16 protein-coding genes are annotated in these 15904 nt (G+C 67.6%); 14 read left to right on the top strand and 2 right to left on the bottom strand.

Going from position 1 to position 15904, the window contains the following annotated elements; all coding sequences use genetic code 11:
• Positions 1–157: 157 nt before the first annotated feature.
• The gene (locus ACZLIF_RS12125) at positions 158–1138 is read right to left on the bottom strand and encodes an AraC family transcriptional regulator (RefSeq protein ID WP_128989487.1); all 981 of its coding nucleotides are present in this window, start codon (positions 1136–1138) and stop codon (positions 158–160) included.
• Positions 1139–1828: 690 nt separating this feature from the next.
• On the opposite strand from ACZLIF_RS12125, the gene ACZLIF_RS12130 reads away from it, so the two are divergent.
• The 13 genes from ACZLIF_RS12130 (at position 1829) to ACZLIF_RS12190 (ending at position 14392) form a co-directional block, all read left to right on the top strand.
• Positions 1829–2008 (top strand): Flp family type IVb pilin, encoded by a 180-nt coding sequence (locus tag ACZLIF_RS12130; RefSeq protein WP_065175243.1) that lies wholly within the window; start codon positions 1829–1831, stop codon positions 2006–2008.
• 104 nt (positions 2009–2112) lie between these two features.
• The gene (locus ACZLIF_RS12135; RefSeq protein ID WP_065182942.1) at positions 2113–2658 is read left to right on the top strand and encodes an A24 family peptidase; all 546 of its coding nucleotides are present in this window, start codon (positions 2113–2115) and stop codon (positions 2656–2658) included.
• Positions 2655–3131, top strand: a complete 477-nt coding sequence (locus ACZLIF_RS12140; protein WP_065182943.1) for a TadE/TadG family type IV pilus assembly protein — start codon at positions 2655–2657, stop codon at positions 3129–3131. The genes ACZLIF_RS12135 and ACZLIF_RS12140 overlap by 4 nt, the downstream gene beginning before the upstream one ends.
• Positions 3132–3150: 19 nt before the next feature.
• On the top strand, positions 3151–4194 hold the full coding sequence (gene cpaB, locus ACZLIF_RS12145; RefSeq protein ID WP_128989489.1) for a Flp pilus assembly protein CpaB: 1044 nt from the start codon (positions 3151–3153) through the stop codon (positions 4192–4194).
• Positions 4195–4212: 18 nt separating this feature from the next.
• Positions 4213–5571, top strand: coding sequence for a type II and III secretion system protein family protein (locus ACZLIF_RS12150; protein WP_111185926.1), 1359 nt, complete (start codon positions 4213–4215; stop codon positions 5569–5571).
• A gap of 27 nt (positions 5572–5598) precedes the next feature.
• Positions 5599–6855 carry a CpaE/TadZ family protein gene (locus ACZLIF_RS12155; RefSeq protein WP_065175248.1) on the top strand — a complete coding sequence of 419 codons (1257 nt, stop codon included), beginning with the start codon at positions 5599–5601 and terminating at the stop codon, positions 6853–6855.
• Positions 6840–8189: a TadA family conjugal transfer-associated ATPase gene (locus tag ACZLIF_RS12160; protein WP_065182946.1), complete on the top strand. Its 1350-nt coding sequence runs from the start codon at positions 6840–6842 to the stop codon at positions 8187–8189. The genes ACZLIF_RS12155 and ACZLIF_RS12160 overlap by 16 nt, the downstream gene beginning before the upstream one ends.
• 2 nt (positions 8190–8191) lie before the next feature.
• The gene (locus tag ACZLIF_RS12165; RefSeq protein WP_128989491.1) at positions 8192–9142 is read left to right on the top strand and encodes a type II secretion system F family protein; all 951 of its coding nucleotides are present in this window, start codon (positions 8192–8194) and stop codon (positions 9140–9142) included.
• 22 nt (positions 9143–9164) lie between these two features.
• Positions 9165–10094, top strand: a complete 930-nt coding sequence (locus tag ACZLIF_RS12170) for a type II secretion system F family protein (protein ID WP_065175251.1) — start codon at positions 9165–9167, stop codon at positions 10092–10094.
• A 5-nt stretch (positions 10095–10099) separates the two neighbouring features.
• Complete coding sequence (locus ACZLIF_RS12175; RefSeq protein ID WP_128989493.1) at positions 10100–10978, top strand: tetratricopeptide repeat protein; 879 nt, start codon at positions 10100–10102, stop codon at positions 10976–10978.
• Entirely contained in the window at positions 10975–11430 is a 456-nt protein-coding gene (locus ACZLIF_RS12180; RefSeq protein WP_128989495.1) for a DUF3613 domain-containing protein, read from the top strand. Before ACZLIF_RS12175 ends, ACZLIF_RS12180 begins: the two co-directional genes overlap by 4 nt.
• Before the next feature lie 8 nt (positions 11431–11438).
• Entirely contained in the window at positions 11439–13586 is a 2148-nt protein-coding gene (locus ACZLIF_RS12185; RefSeq protein WP_128989497.1) for a TadG family pilus assembly protein, read from the top strand.
• 98 nt (positions 13587–13684) lie between these two features.
• The gene (locus ACZLIF_RS12190) at positions 13685–14392 is read left to right on the top strand and encodes a DUF2968 domain-containing protein (protein ID WP_128989499.1); all 708 of its coding nucleotides are present in this window, start codon (positions 13685–13687) and stop codon (positions 14390–14392) included.
• Positions 14393–14462: 70 nt separating this feature from the next.
• Here the strand turns inward: ACZLIF_RS12190 and ACZLIF_RS12195 are convergent, their stop codons facing one another.
• Entirely contained in the window at positions 14463–15056 is a 594-nt protein-coding gene (locus ACZLIF_RS12195; RefSeq protein WP_343132738.1) for a DUF4124 domain-containing protein, read from the bottom strand.
• Between ACZLIF_RS12195 and ACZLIF_RS12200 the strand changes: the two genes are divergently transcribed.
• On the top strand, positions 15049–15873 hold the full coding sequence (locus ACZLIF_RS12200; protein WP_065175255.1) for an alpha/beta fold hydrolase: 825 nt from the start codon (positions 15049–15051) through the stop codon (positions 15871–15873). The two genes, ACZLIF_RS12195 and ACZLIF_RS12200, sit on opposite strands and share 8 nt — an antisense overlap.
• The last annotated feature ends 31 nt before the right edge of the window (positions 15874–15904 follow it).

Consider the following 15904-nt stretch of genomic DNA (forward strand, 5'->3'; position numbering starts at 1 on the left):
CCGCTAGGCAGGTGACTGACATTTCAACGGTTCGCGGAGGCGTGGCGCACTTCAATCCGGCAGGGCAATCGCGCAATCCGGCAAATCCACGACCGGATTCGGCAGCCGGATATGCAAAACCGGCAGCAATGCCGTGAAAGCCCCTGTGGGGCAGGACTCAAGCCGGTTGGCCCAACTGCGCGGGTGCACGCATCAGGGTATCCCGCGGAAGTTCACCGAACACCTTCCGGTAATTGTCGGCAAAGCGCGAGAGATCCCACAGGCCACAGCTCAGCGCGATCGCCTTGACAGAACGCCTGCTGGAGTCGGCCATCGACAGGCTGCGGCAGGCTGCACACAGGCGCAGCATGGACAGATAACGGTTGGGCGACGTACCGAACAGATCTTCAAATGCATAGCGCAGGCCACGCTCGCTGACACCGGCGGCGTCGCAGATTTCATTCATGTATATATTGCGACGCAGGTTGAGCCGCATGAAATTCTCGGCGCGCTGGGCGATCAGGTAATGCGTACGCCGTGCGCGGCTGCACCCCGGGCGATCGACGGCACCGGCACCCAGCAGGGCCTGGATGTGCTCATGCAGCAGCCGCTCGGTTTCCTCCGGCTGCAGGCTGGCACCCTGCCCCAGCTGCTGGTGCAGCTGCTGGTAATGCAGCGCCAGCGGGGCATCATCACTGGACAGATTGAACAGCGAGAGCGCCTGTCCCGCCGGCGGTGTGCTGCGCAGGCTCAGTTCGGTCAGCTTGCGCTGCACGCGGGATACCGGCACCAGCATCAGGGTCAAGCGGGTACCGGGGCTGAGGGTGAATTCACTGATGCCTTCGGGAAGCACGGTCAACGCCATCCCGGCCGCCAGCGGTACGCCATGGCACCAGCTCACCGCCTCGTCGGTGGCCTGCAGATACCCCAGCATCGCCCAGTCCGGCGGCAGCATGAAGCGGCCACGGCAATGGAATCCGCAGCTGATGCTGCAGAACAGGGCTTCCTCATGCACGCGCGAAGCGAACGCCGCGCGCGGACCATTGCCGTCGAGCAGCAACAGTTCCACATCGCATACGCGAAGCACACCGCTCAGCGTGGCCAGGTCGATCGACCGGAGCTCGCCGTCGTCGCTGTCAACCACCCCACCATCAACCATGACAGTGTCGTCCCCCGTTGGTCAGCTGCCCGCCGCAACCCCCACTGCCCTACAGGTGCGCGCGGTTTCCAAGAGCATCATCCGTTGCCGTGATGGATGCGGCCACTGGCCGGCTCCACCTTGAAAGTACCAAACCTTGAATACGAGTATGCCCGATAATCCACGCAGGTAAACAGGTCGCACGGGAATACAGCAACCCGCGCCCGGCGTGAAGGAAATGTGGGCGCCAGTGGCACGATTCTCGCATGCGTTAACCCGGGTCACATTATTAACATCACGATGAATCGTTACGCCTGGGAACGGCGCTTCATCACAGAATAAGCAACCGATTATCAGGAATAAGAGATTCCTGCCGAATTTGCATATAGGTTCCGGTTGCACCCGGCCGCCATTCAGGCAAAGTCGGTATCACGGTGATCGAACCGCTCCGATGCGGTCACACCCAGGGGACAGCATGACGATGCACGCGCTGCTCGATGACGTTGCGACCACCGGCCTGGTGCCGCGCGGTCGCACATGCGCGGTCGCTGCACTCCCTGGCGGAGATCACCCTGCTTTAGCGATGCGGGACAGTCCCGCATTGCCACCTCCGCCAGGATGGCAGAGGTCCATGGACGGTCCCGACGGAGTCGGGCAACCGGCCGATGCAGGTGTCTTGTTGCCATTGACAGGTAGAGGGAGACAACCGTCATGAACGCTTCCATCCGCAAGTTCCTGAAAGAAGAAGATGGCGTGACCGCACTCGAGTACGGGCTGCTGGCCGCTGTGATCGCCGGCATCCTGATTGCCGTGGGCCGCACCCAGATCACGGAATTCTTCACCACGCTGTTCACCCGCCTTTCGGCAATCGCCACCGAAGCAACCACCTGAGCGACCTGCGGACGCACCACCGCTGGTCGCGCCATCCGCGACCACGGTGGCCGCAGGCCGGGATGCGGTTGCAGACGGTCCAGTGACGGACGAAGGGGAGTGCGATGACACTGCTGGGACTATTGGCCATCGGTGTGTGCCTGCGGATCGCGATCAGCGATCTGTATGCCCGCCGGGTGCCCAATGCCTGGCTGCTGGCTGCGTGCGCACTCGCAATACCTCTGCTCGTCGCCGGGCAATTTGGTGAGCCACGACTGCCATGGCCGGCGCACCTGCTCGGTGCCGTTGCCGGCTTGCTCGCGCTCCTGCCCTTCTACGCACTGCGCTGGATGGGCGCAGGCGACGTGAAATTCTTTGCCGTGCTCGGCCTGCTGCTGGGATGGCATGCCTTGCTGCCGATATGGGTAGTGGCCAGCCTTGCCGCCGGCGCCCACGCAGTGGCGATCCTGCTCGGGCGTCAGCTGGGCATGCACCTGCCGATGCGCGTGCAGCTGCAGGTATCGCGCGCCAGCGAGCAATGGCAGACACACCCCGCATTGCGCGGAATGGAGGCTGCCCGCCAGGGGCGCCGCGGCATTCCCTATGCGGCCTACCTCGCATTGGCGGCGATCGGCTGGCTCCTGGCCACGACCTACGGAGGTCTCGCATGAACACCCTCGGTCCGCGGCGCCAGCGTGGCGTGGTTGCCGTCGAATACGCGCTGATGATGATCCTCGGCCTGGTGCCGCTGCTGCTGTTCACTTTTTCCGGCGTGCTGATCATGGCTGCCCAGCAGACGCTTGCAACGGCCGCTGCCGAAGGCGCGCGCGCATCGCTGCGCTTCGGAACCGCCAACGAACGACGCACCGCCGCGTGCGTCGCAGCACGCCAGTCGATGCAATGGCTGCTGCAGTTCTCCAGGCAGAACCCCGACTGCAGCGCAGGCGGCACCGGTCCGATCCAGGTCTCGGCGCAGGCACCGTGCGCGGGCATGGCAACCGCGCAGTGCATGACGGTCACCGTCCGCTACGACTACGCCGCCCACCCCTTCTTCCCCGGCACCGCCACGCTTTACGGCTGGGTGATGCAGGCCCCCATCCGCAGCGTCGCGGTCGCCCAGCTCGACCTCGGCTCCGGCAACTGACGGTACAGGAGACGGTTCCATGCTCAAGTTGACCCGCATCGCCGCCATCGCTCTGATCGCACTCGCGGTGCTGCTGGCGCTGATCGCATTCGTGATCGGCCGCAGGCCCGCCCCTTCGGTGGAAAGCGCGGCTCCGGTCGTTCAGGCCGACGCACAGGCCATTACGGTGGTCGAGGCCATCGCCCGGCTGCCGGCCGGTGAACCGATCACTGCCAATGGCGTGCGCCTGGCGCGTCGAAGCGCGGCCGTGCCGGGCGCCGTCGCCGACCTGGCCGCCGTGGTCGGCAAGGTGCCGGTGCAGGGCATCGCCGAAGGCAGCACCATCAGCGACGCGGTGCTGGCACAGGGCTTCTCGTTGCAGCTGCGGCCCGGCGAGCGTGCACTGGCGGTGCCGGTGGATGAACTGGTCGGTGCCGGCAACCGCATCCTGCCGGGCGATTTCGTCGATGTGTTCCTCAACCTGCGCAGCGAACCTGCCAGCTACAACGCGGCACCCGACGCCGCACAGACCCGCCTTCTGCTCTCGCGCCTGCGCGTGCTCAGTTATGGCCAGCAGGACATCGCCCCGAACACCGGCAGCACGAATGCCAGCGCCGATGCCAGCAACCGTGCAGACCCGCGCGCGGCGGATATCACCAGCAACGCCAGCAGCGGTGGCGGCAGTAGCGGTGACGCGGCCCAGCCGGCCCGCAGCGCCGTGCTGGCGGTGCCGGTGGCTGATGCCAACCGGCTGCTGCTGGGCGCGCAGCAGGGCAAGCTCTACCTCGCGCTGCGCAATCCCGCCGACGCCGGCCAGCCCGATCTGGCCCTGTTCCCGCAGGCGCGAGGCGTGATCGATCCGCTGCGTGGCCTGGACGCAGAACAGCAGCTGGCGTTGCAGCGCCCCGAGAACCACGCCTTCGCCGGCATCGATGGCGATGCGCTGGCCGGCCGCAGCAACGCACGCGCACGCGCGGTGAACGACGCCCCGGCACAGCCCCCCGCCGCCCGCCGCAGCGCACCGCGCGCATCCGGAATCGAGATCATCCGCGGCGATGGTTCTGCGCCCCGCGGCTCCCTTTGACCTGCACCGAGAGCTTCCATGACCGAACGTCGCCAGAGTCCACGCCCCTCCTCCCGCCAGCGCTGGCTCGCTCTGCTGCTGGTGCTGCTGGCGCCTGCGACCAGCGTGGCTGCTGACGACCTGGTGCTGCAGGCCCGCGAACAGCGGCCCTGGACACTGCCCGCGGACCTGGAACGGGTGGCCATCGCCGATCCGGGCGTCGCCGATATCGTGATGCTGCGTGGCCAGCGCCAGGCGCTGCTGGTCGGCAAGGCCCCCGGCACCACCACCCTGCTGCTGTGGCACCGCAAGCAGTCGGAGCCACAGCGCGTGCAGGTCCGCGTGCAGAGCGCGGTGCAGGGGGCGGCCGATGCGGGTTCCAGCGGCCTGGTGTTCACCCAGCAGGACCAGCAGGGCCTGCTGCAGGGAAGCACCGACAGCGCGCTCTCGCACATGCAGGAACAGAAGGCGGCCGCGATGGCGTTGGGCAAGGATGGCCAGCTGGCCGATGCCTCCACCATCGCCAGCGGCGGTGTGGTCCAGGTCGAGGTGAAGGTGGTCGAGTTCAACAAGACCGCGCTGAAACAGGTCGGCATCAGCTTCCAGAACCGCAACGGCGGTTTTGCCTATGGCTTCGCTCGTCCGGGCGGCATCCTGCCGGGCAACACCGGCGTGCTGCCCGGCATGCAGGAGGGCAATTCCAGCAACGAATCGGAATCGCCCATCTCGTCGGCCTTCCGCCTGGTGTTCGGCTCGACGAAGGGCCTGTGGAATGCGGACCTCGATCTGCTGCAGTCCAATGGCATGGCCCGGGTGCTGGCCGAGCCGACCCTGGTCGCGCTGTCCGGCCAGAGCGCCAGCTTCCTCGCCGGTGGTGAACTGCCGATCCTCGAACCCCAGGGCCTGGGGACCACCACCATCACCTACAAGCCGTTCGGCATCGGCCTGACCGTCACCCCGACCGTGCTCGCGCCCAACCGCATCGCCCTGAAGGTGGCGCCGGAAGCCAGCGACCTCGACTACACCAACGCCATTTCCCTCAACGGTGTGCAGATTCCGTCGATCAGCACCCGCCGTGCCGATACCACGGTGGAACTGGGCGATGGCGAGAGCTTCGTGATCGGCGGTCTCGTCAGCTCGACGGTCGCCTCCACGGTGAACAAGATCCCGCTGCTGGGCGACCTGCCGATTATCGGCTCGTTCTTCCGCGATTTCGACTACAAGCGCCAGGACAAGGAACTGGTGATCATCGTCACGCCACGGCTGGTGCAGCCTCTCGCCCGCAATGCCGAGCTGGCACTGCCAGGCGAGCGCGAGGCCCGGCCCAACCTGCCTGAGTGGGGTTCCTGGCTGCTGGGTCCGGTCAGCCAGGACCCTGTGCCCGGTTTCTCACGTTGAATCCATGATGCCTGCGATACCACGCCCATGCCCTACGCCACTGCCCAGCCGCTGCATCCGCAAGGACCGCCGATGAACCTGGTCCTGTACGGGATGGATCGCGAACTGCTGCCGCGGCTGGCGGCCAAGCTGCCGCCTGCCACCACCCTGCACTGGCAGGACAGCGGTGAGCCGACATCCGCGCAGGACCTGCAACGCGGTCCGCAGAATCTGGTACTGCTCGACTTCCGCCCCGAGCACGCCGCCGCCTCGACCGTGCTGGCGCAGCAGCTGCAGCAGACCCAGCCGGACCTTGCGCTGGTCGCCGTTGGCGCCACCAGTGCCGGGCAGGTCGAAGGCGTGGTGATGGCGCTGCGCGCCGGCCTGCGCGATGTGCTCGACCTGGACAGCGACAACACCGGCATCGAGGCCGCGCTGCGCCGCGCGCTCTCGCCCCGGCCCGCCGCTGCCGCGCACCAGCCGCACAAGGCGCGGTTGATCCTGCTGCTGGGCGTACGTGCCGGGGTCGGCACCAGCACACTGGCCGCGCATCTGGCCGTGCTTGCACAACAGACCCATGCATTGGCGCAGGGCGAGGCCAGCACCCAGGACGGTCTGCTGCTGGAACTGGCGCAGCCGGCAGGCGACCTGGCGCTCTACCTCAATCTGGACAGCCGCTTCCACTACGAAGACGCACTGCGCAATGCCAGCCGAATCGACGCCACCCTGGCGCGCACTGCGATGGCGCGCCATGACAGCGGACTGGTCCTGCTCGACCGCGCCAGCGGCAGCGATGCGCTTCCGCCGTCCGATCCGGGCGCCCTGCTGCAGCGGCTGCGCGGCGTGTTTGCCAGCGTGCTGTGCGACGCCGGCGGCTGCCCGCTGCGTCAACTGCCACCGCTGCTGCTGGACCAGGCCGACGAGATCTGGCTGGTCGCGGACGCTTCGATCGCCACTCTGGTCTCGCTTGACCATGCGCTCAAGCATCTGTCCGGCCAGCGCGAACGGGAGAAGCGCCTGCAACTGGTGATCAACCGCCATGACGACAGCAGCGGCATGAGCCCGGAGCAGATCGCCCGACGGTTCGAGCTTCCACTGCTGGCCACGCTCCCCGAACGACCACGCGTACGTGCCTCCGCCAGCCACGGCCACCTGCTGCTGCAGGACGCGCCGCGTGATCCGTACCTGCGTGCCCTCGCCCCGCTCGTCCAACGCCTGGATCCGGCTGCATGCCCGGTCCAGACGCACGGCCTGCGGGAAAGACTTGCCCTTGCCCTGGGTGGATCGCAATGGAAGACAAAGTAACCCCGTTTCCGCACGCCGTCGCCCGCCACACCGTTCCTGACCACGTTGCGGGCAATCTGCCGTTCGCAGAGACCGAGCAGTACCAGAAGGTGCTGTCCGCGGCGCATGAGCACCTGCTCAACAGCATCGAGGACGAGCGCATCGATATCGATTCCTGGGCACCGGACACGATCGCGCGCTGGGTGCAGGTGCAGACCGTGGGTTTCATCCAGGAGTGGCGCATCCCGATCAATGAAGAGGAGATGCAGGTGGTGGCCGAGGGCCTGGTCAAGGAGCTGACCGGCTTCGGCCCGCTGGACGACCTGCTGCATGATCCCACCATCGAAGACATCCTGATCAATGGCTTCAAGGATGTGCACGTCTCGCAGGGCGGACAGCTCAAGCGCGCAACCCAGCGCTTCACCGACGACACCCATCTGCTGCGCATCCTGCGCCGCATCCTCGCACCACTTGGCAGGCGCCTGGATGACTCCAACCCGATGGTGGATGCGCGCCTGCCCAACGGCGGCCGCCTCAATGCGATCATCTCGCCGCTGGCGGTGGACGGCCCGATGGTCTCCATCCGCAAGTTCCGCAAGGACCCGTTCACGCCCGATGAACTGCTGGCCAAGGGCACCTTCGATGCGCCGATGCAGGCGCTGCTGAAGGCGATGGTGCTGGGTCGCTGCAACATCCTCGTCTCCGGTGGCACCAGCTCGGGCAAGACCTCGCTGCTGAACGCCCTGGCCAGCTACGTGCCACCCACCGAGCGCGTGATCACCGTCGAGGACACCGCCGAGCTCTCGCTCAACCATCCGCACGTGGTGCGCCTGGAGAGCCGCATCGGTGGTGCGGAGGGACAGGGCGCCGTCAGCATCCGTGACCTGGTGCGCAACAGCCTGCGCATGCGCCCCGACCGCATCGTGGTCGGCGAGGTGCGCGGCGCGGAAGTGCTGGAGATGCTGCAGGCGATGAACACCGGCCACGACGGCTCGATGGCCACCATCCATGCCAACTCGCCGCGCGACTGTCTCTATCGCATCGAGATGCTGGCCGGCTTCGCCGGGTTCCAGGGCAGCGAAGACAGCCTGCGCCGGCAGATCGCCAGCGCGATCGATTTCATCGTGCAGATCTCGCGCCTCGGCAGTGGCCGGCGCGTGCTGGTATCGATCACCGAGATCACCGGCGTCAGCGACAACCTGATCACCACCCAGGAGATGTTCCGCCACGAAGTGCAGATCGACGGCAGTGGCAAGGAGACCGACCGCTGGATCGGGCTGGGCTTCCAGCCGCACTCGCACAAGCTCGAGCCATTCCGCCAACTGTTGCGCGAATCCCTCTACGGAGACTACTGAACATGGGGACCGGCCTGCTGCTGGGCGTATTGAGCATCGTGTCGGTGCTGCTGGCGCTGGCGGTATGGCTGTGGGGCACCGCCAACAGCCGCGAACAGCGGCAGGCATCCCTGCAGCATGCCGAACAGCAGTTGGCACGTGGCAGCGCAGGCCCGGGCGGCAACGCGGCTGCGGCCAACGATGGATCGCGGCCGCTGCCGGCAGCAGCTGGCCGTCGCGCGCTGCCCTGGAATGGCCTGCTGCAACGCGCGGGCCTGGCCACCGGCTGGAAGGTGCCGCTGATGCTGCTGGTGCCCGGCCTGGCCCTCTCGCTGTTCGCGATGCTGCGGCTGGGAACGGCATGGATGCTGCCGCTGACGCTGCTGCTGTACCTGCTGGGCTGCTGGTTGTGGATCATGCGCCGCACCGCCAAGCTGCAGGCCAAGCTGCTGCATCAGCTGCCGGACTTCCTCGACAACCTGGTCCGCCTGACCGCGCTCGGCAACAGCCTGCAGTCGGCCTTCCAGGTCGCGTCGCAGCAGGCGACGCCGCCGCTGCGTGAGCTGCTGGACACCACGGTGCGATACGCGCGGGGAGGCATGGACCTGGACCGCGCACTGAACCTCGCCGCGCAGCCCTATCGGATGGAGGTGCTGAAGGTGCTGGCCGTGGTGATGGGCGTCAGCGTCCGCATCGGCGGCCGCGCCGATCAGATCCTGCAGCGCATGGGCGATTTCATGCGCGATCTGGAGCAGGCCCAGCAGGAGCTGTCAGCCACCACGTCCGAGACCCGCATGTCGGCCTGGGTGCTGGGACTGCTTCCGCCCGCCAGCGCCGTACTGATGGCGATCTCCAGCCCCGAGTTCTTCCAGCCCGTCCTGCACGATCCGCTCGGTCACAAGATCCTGCTGATCGCCCTGGGCCTGGAACTGCTCGGTGGTTTCCTGCTGTATCGCCTGGCCAAGTCGCTATGAGCATCCGCAGCGGAGGTTCCCGATGAGCGCAACTGCCTGGTTCGCACTTGCCCTGCTGGTCCTGGCCGCCGGCGTCGCCCTGCTCGGTGTGGGCGGCTGGGTCCGCAGCCATCGCGAGGACCGCAGTGCGGCAACGCTGAAGACCGCACTGCAGCCACGTGACCCGGTCGCCGACGAGGACGCGGCCCGCAGGGATTCACTGGGCTGGCTGGAGCGCTTCGGCCGGACGCTCAGCGGCGGGCGCCTGGAAGCCGCACTGCTGGCGGGCGAGGATCGCCTGCTGCTCGATCTGGCCGGCTGGAACACCCGTCGCGGCACGGCGATCTATCTGGGCCTGCGCCTGCTGCTGGCAGTCCTGGTGCTGGCGCTGACCCTGGCCGTGAGCGATGCCACCGGCCTGGCCCGGATCATGGTGATCGTCGGCGCGCTCGCCGCCGGCCTGCTGCTGCCCAAGTTCGTGCTGGCCGCGTGGGTCAAGCGGCGGCGGCGCGCCGTCAACAACGAGTTGCCGCTGCTGATCGACCTGCTGCGCCTGCTGCAGGGCGTTGGCTTCAGCATGGATCAGAGCCTGCAGACCCTGGGCGACAAGCTGCGCGACGCACTGCCGGTGCTCGGTGGCGAGATCCAGGAGGCGAATGTCGCCTACACCCATGGACGCACCCGCGCCCAGTCGCTGCGCCGGCTCAGCGATGTCTACGGCGATGACGACCTGTCCAGCCTGGTGCAGTTGATCCTGCAGGTGCACGCCCATGGCGGCGCGGTGCAGGAGCCGCTCCGCCAGTTCAGCATCCGGCTGCGCGAACAGCGCCGCAATGCTCTGAAAGAGAAGGTCGGCAAGCTCTCGGTGAAGATGACCGTGGTGATGATGCTGACCCTGCTGCCTGCACTGATGCTGGTGCTGGCCGGGCCTGCGCTGGTCGCGCTGGCCAAAACCCTGTCGAACATGGGATGACCGTCATGCCTGCTCTGCGCCACGCCTGTCTGTTGTTTGCTCTTGCCACTGCCGTCGCGGGATGCGCCTCGTCCACCCCGAAGTACCTGCGCGCGCCCACCCTGGCCGAGCCCGGGCCCGCGCCGCAGGACAGCCGCAATGCCTACCTTGAGCTGATCGAGCGCATGCAGCTGCAAGGGGCCTGGTACGCCTCGCTGGCGCATGTGGATGCATTCCGCCAGCGCTACGGCGATCCGCCGACGCTGCGCCTGCTGCAGGCCAATGCACTGCGCGAGACCGGCCAGACCGACGCCGCGGCCGCGCTGTACCGCGAACTCAGCAGCGGGCCGCAGGCCGCCGCCGCGGCACATGGCCTGGGCCTGATCGCCGCGCATCGCGATGACGAGGCCGGCAGCGAACTGTCGCTGGCCCGCGCCACCCAGCTGCAGCCGTTGAATACCGATTACCTGGGTGACCTGGGGTATGCGCGTCTGCGTGCCGGCCGCTTCGATCAGGCCCGCGAGCCGCTGGCCAAAGCACTGGAACTGTCACCGGGCAACGCCAAGGCGACCGCCAACCTGGCGCTGTGGGCGGTCCTGCGCGGCGACAACGCTACGGCCGAACGTCTGGCTGCCCAGGCCAACCTCAACGAAGACACCCGGCGCAGCATCCAGCAGCAGGCCCAGCAGATCCGCAGCCGGCTGCAGCAGCGCCAGGCCCAGGCAGCGGCGGCCAGCAGCACGGCACGGATCGCCACTGTGCCATCCCGCGCCCCCGCCCCGGCCGGCAGCCGGCTGGCGGCCGAAACACGCCGTGACGCCCGCGATCGCGATCCCTCCCGCCTGCCGCCGTCGATGCTGGAGCGCTTCGGCACGTCCGACCACCCGACCGAGAACACGCCATGACCGCGATGACCCTGATCCGACACCTGCTCCCTGCGGTCACCTGCTGCCTGCTTGCCACGGGAGCCCACGCACAGTCGCCACAAGCGCCGCTGACCGGCCAGATGCTGGGAGGCAGCCCGGCCGCCGGCCCGGCCGTCGCCCCACAGCAGGCCGAAGCACTGGCAACCGTCGACCTCGCGGCGCCTGCGCCGCCCCCGGCGATGCCAACCGCGCCTCCTGCCTCGGTGGCCGCTGCACCGGCTGCGCCACGGCGCAACGAGGTCGGTGATGCCACGCGCCAGCTGTTCCAGCTGCAGGCGTCCGGGCAACAGGCGGGCGCGCGGCTGCCGATCCTCGGTGACCAGGCCACCGCCAGCTACGCGCGCTACCTGAAGAGTTTCGAGCAGGACATCCCCGCCTTCTTCGACACGGATGTCGGCAGTTCCAAGAGCACCTCCAACTCCGGACGCTGAGGCATGCCATGAACCGCTCTCGCCAGCCCCGTTTCCACCGCCCGCGCGGCGGCATGTCCGTCACCATGATGCTGGTGATGCTGGCACTGGTGGCCATGCTGGGTCTGATCGAGGTCGGTTTCCTGTTCTGGGCCAAGCGCGATGCGCAGAAGGTCGTGGACCTGGCGGCGCTGGCAGGTGCACAGCGACTTGAGCTGTGTACATCGAGCAACGGCGACAACAGCGCCGCGCGGCAGAGCGCACTCACGCAGAACCAGTTCCCGGGCACGGTGCAGGTCCGCTGCGGCAACTGGAGCGCCGCACGCGGAGGCAACCGGTTCAGTGAGACGGTCGACGCCAGCAATCCACGCAACGCGGTCCGGGTGGTTGCGACCCGCAGCGTGCTGCCGTTCTTCGGCCAGAACGAGAGCCTGCCGACCATCACCGTGCAGGCCGTGGCGCGGCGCTCGGAACCGACGGCGGTGTTCGCGGTGGGTTCGCAGCTGCTGCGCACGAACGGCAACTCGCCCTTGATGGGCACCCTGCGCCTGGTGGGGCTGGACGTCACCAACGCCACGGTGCTGTCGTACGACGGACTGGCGCAGGCCAACATCACACCGTCAGGCCTGCTCAATGCGCTCGGCATTCCGGTCACCGCCAATCTCAGCGTGGCCGACTTCAATCGCCTGCTGTCGTTGAACCAGGTTTCACTGGCACGGCTGGTGGACGCCACCGCCACGGTGGTCGGCCGCAGCACCACCGCGGGCGTGCAGCTGCGTGCGCTGTCCGACCTGGTGGCCACCCGCCTTGACATCAATCGGGTCAATATCGCGCTGGGCAGCCAGAACGGCGGCGGCGGACTGTTCGCCGAGGTGATCTCTCCCGACGGCACGGTGGGCAGTGCGCTGCAGTCGCAGATCAACGTGCTTGACCTGGTCAATGCAGCCATCTCCATCGCCAATGATGGCAATGGCGTAGCGGTACCGAACCTCAACCTGCTCGGCATGGATATCAAGGCAGGTGTTGTCGAACCGCCGTCGATCGCCATCGGCGGTGTCGGTTCGCGGGCCTACAACGCACAGGTCCGGCTGATGGTCGACGTCGACAGCGACCGCCTGTTCGGGGTGGGGCCACTGCTCAACCTGCTGGGCACGCGCCTGCACCTGCCATTGCATGTGGACGTGGCCAACGCGATGGGAACACTGACCAGCATCCAGTGCAGCGCGGCACCGCCCACCGCCACCATCCAGGTGGACTCCTCTGTACTGCGCGCGTGCGTCGGCAAGGTCAATGCCGCCGACCGTTTCTCCAAGAGCAATGTCTGCGACGCCACCTTGCAGAACGAACAACTGCTGACACTGCTGGGACGGCCGCTGATCAACGACAAGATCACCCTGCCGGCGCTGACCGGCACGCAGAGCCTGACCCTGGCCGCCGGCCAGACCGGCACCACCCGGATCAATCCCCTGGCCGTCGGTGACGCGGTCTCGCACCTGGTCAACGAGCTGCTGCGTGTCCTGTCGGGCATGCTGAGCTCGCCGGCACAGGGCATGAATGCCAACGACACGGCCAAGGCACTGGCCGACCGCTACCTGCAGGCAGCGTTCCCCTCGGGCGGCCGCTACAACGTCGACCAGCTCATTCCCCTGCTGCGCGACGGCGACCCGTCGCGCAACCTGGCACCGCTGGGCAACTGGACGGTCAAGAAGGGCGTGCCAAAACCCTGCCTGATCGGGCTGGGCACCTGCTGGGAAGATGGCTCGGTCTGGGCAGGCTACCGCGCCACCGTGACGGGACAGGGCCTGGGTCTGCTCGACGGGCTGCTCGGCTCACTGGTCGGCGGGCTGCTCATCAACCGCTGCGACAGCCTGCTGGGCAACCTGATCGACTACAACGGCTGCGTCCGCACCAATCTGGCCTCGTACATCCAGACCGCCCCGGACGGCTTCCTCGACGCGGCGGCCGGCGGCGGTGTCACCACGCCCGGCAACAACGTGTCCTGCAGCGGTGTGCTGTGCACCGTGCTGAACCCGGTGCTGGCCGCGCTCAAGCCGGTGCTCAACACCGTCGGCTCCCTGCTGAGCACGACCCTGGCCAGCCTGCTGGGGCTGGAGCTGGGCCGCACCGATGTCAACGTCCAGTCCATCCAGTGCAATGGCGCACAGCTTGTGTTCTGAGCCGGGCCGGCGCCCTTGGCGCCGCCGCCGCGCATGCTAGACTCCCGGGCGGGGAACACTTCCATCTCAACCCACACTCATCCGTGGATGGTCCAGACATGCGAGAAACTTCAGGGGGCACCGTCTTCGCCCGCCACGCGCGCGGCGCGGCAATGCTGGCCGTGGCCATGCTGCTGGCGGCACCGTCCGCACTGGCGGCGCGCAGCAGCCGCGAAGCCGCAGCCGAACCGGTACGCAGCAGCGCACCCGTGGTACGCAACACGGTGGACGAGCTCAAGCAGTTGATGGACGCACGCCAGCTGACCGAACTGCGTACCACGTACAACGGCAACTACGGCGCCAGCCTGCTTTTCAATGCCAGTACCCTGACCTACTACGTCGCCCTGTTCCAGGAAAAGAACTTCTGGCGCGTCATCAAGACCGATGCCGTCGACAACGCCGAGCGCGTCTATCGCACGTTCGTGCAGCAGACCGAACAGCTCGCGCAGGTCTACATCGATACCACCCGCCTGGAAGCCGGCAAGCGCTATACCGAGCGCCTGGTGGCCTACAACGAAGAGCGCCTGCGTACCCTGCAGCAGGAAATGGAGCAGCAGCAGGCGCAGTCGGCCCAGGTCAGCGCGTCACTGCAGCAGGCCCAGCAGCAGGCCGTCAGCCTGAGCACCGATGTGCAGAGCACCAACAGCCAGCTGGACGCCCTGCAGCGCCGCATCCAGATCCTGCAGGCCGAACAGGGCAACCCCGAATTGAGCCTGCCGAAGCCGGACAGCACACCCGCGCCGGCAGCGGCCAGCGACGTTCGCTGAATCCCCCGACAGAACCCGACAGCGGCGCCGAACGGCGCCGTTGTCGTTTTTGGCCTGATTGCGACCCGTTTCAGCGGCAGGCCTCGAACACGGCATCGTCCCACTGCCTGCGCTGGACGAAATCCGCCCGGCGCGTTCTGGCCAGCGCCTCCGTGCGCAACCTGCGCGCCCGTGCGCAGGCCGCAGCGTCCGCACTGATCGGAATCGACGCCCCCTGCGCGCCGCCCGATCGCCGCACCGCCCTGCGCCCACCGGTCCCCGTGCGGGTCGCCTCGGCGGTGAGCGGCGCACTGCCGCGCGGCAGCGACTGCTCGGCGGGCACTTCCCAGCGCCACTCCGCCTGCCCCTGGCAAGGCGTCTGCTGGTACAGCGCACGCCCGCCGTCCGTGCACTTGTAGACCTGGGTCTGCGCCGCTGCGGATGTCGCCAGCAGCATGGCCAGCAGCCCCCATCCCGGCAGAGTCCTCATCTTCACCCCCTCCCACGACCAGCACTCATGGTCGGTACGACGAGCGCCGCGCGCCAGAGCGATCCGCGTCACATCCGTGCTCATCCAGCACAGCCGTGCAAGCCACTGCATCACCTCTGCGCTGTACTGCCACAGGCGACGGCCACCTTCGCCGCCGCCGTCCTTCCCTTCCGCCAAGGAAACCGCAATGAGCAACTACATCACCGTCAACGACGGCGCCCGCATCTTCTACAAGGACTGGGGCACCGGGCAACCGGTCGTTTTCGCGCACGGCTGGCCACTGTCCTCAGACGCCTGGGACCCGCAGATGCTGTTCATGGGCCAGAACGGCTTCCGCGTGATCGCCCACGACCGGCGCAGCCACGGTCGTTCCAGCCAGACCTGGGACGGCAACGACATGGACACCTACGCCGACGACTTGGCCGCGGTGATCGACGCATTGGACCTGAAGGACGCCATCCTGGTCGGCCACTCCACCGGTGGTGGCGAGGTGGCCCACTACATCGGCCGCCATGGCAGCGCGCGCGTGGCGAAGGTGGTGCTGGTCGGTGCGGTACCGCCACTGATGCTGAAGACCGCGGGCAACCCGGCCGGAACGCCACTGGAGGTCTTCGACGGCATCCGCAAGGGCACCGGCGGTGATCGTTCGCAGTTCTTCCAGGACCTGGCCACACCCTTCTTCGGCGCCAACCGTGACGGCAACACGGTCACCCAGGGCATGCGCGATTCGTTCTGGCTGCAGGGCATGCTGGGCGGTGTGAAGGGCCAGTACGACTGCATCCATGAATTCTCGGAAGTCGACTACACCGCAGATCTGCAGAAGATCGACGTGCCGGCATGGGTCGTGCACGGTGACGACGACCAGATCGTCCCCTTCGATGCGTCGGCCAAGCTGTCCTCGCAGATCATCAAGGACGCCGAACTGACGGTCTACCCCGGCGCGCCGCACGGCCTGACCGTCACCCATGCCGATCGCTTCAACGCCGACCTGCTGGCGTTCGCCCGCAAATGATGTCCCGCGGCGGCGCCCCACTGCGCCGCCG

The sequence above is a fragment of the Stenotrophomonas sp. 2201_Sma genome, from assembly GCF_056486685.1.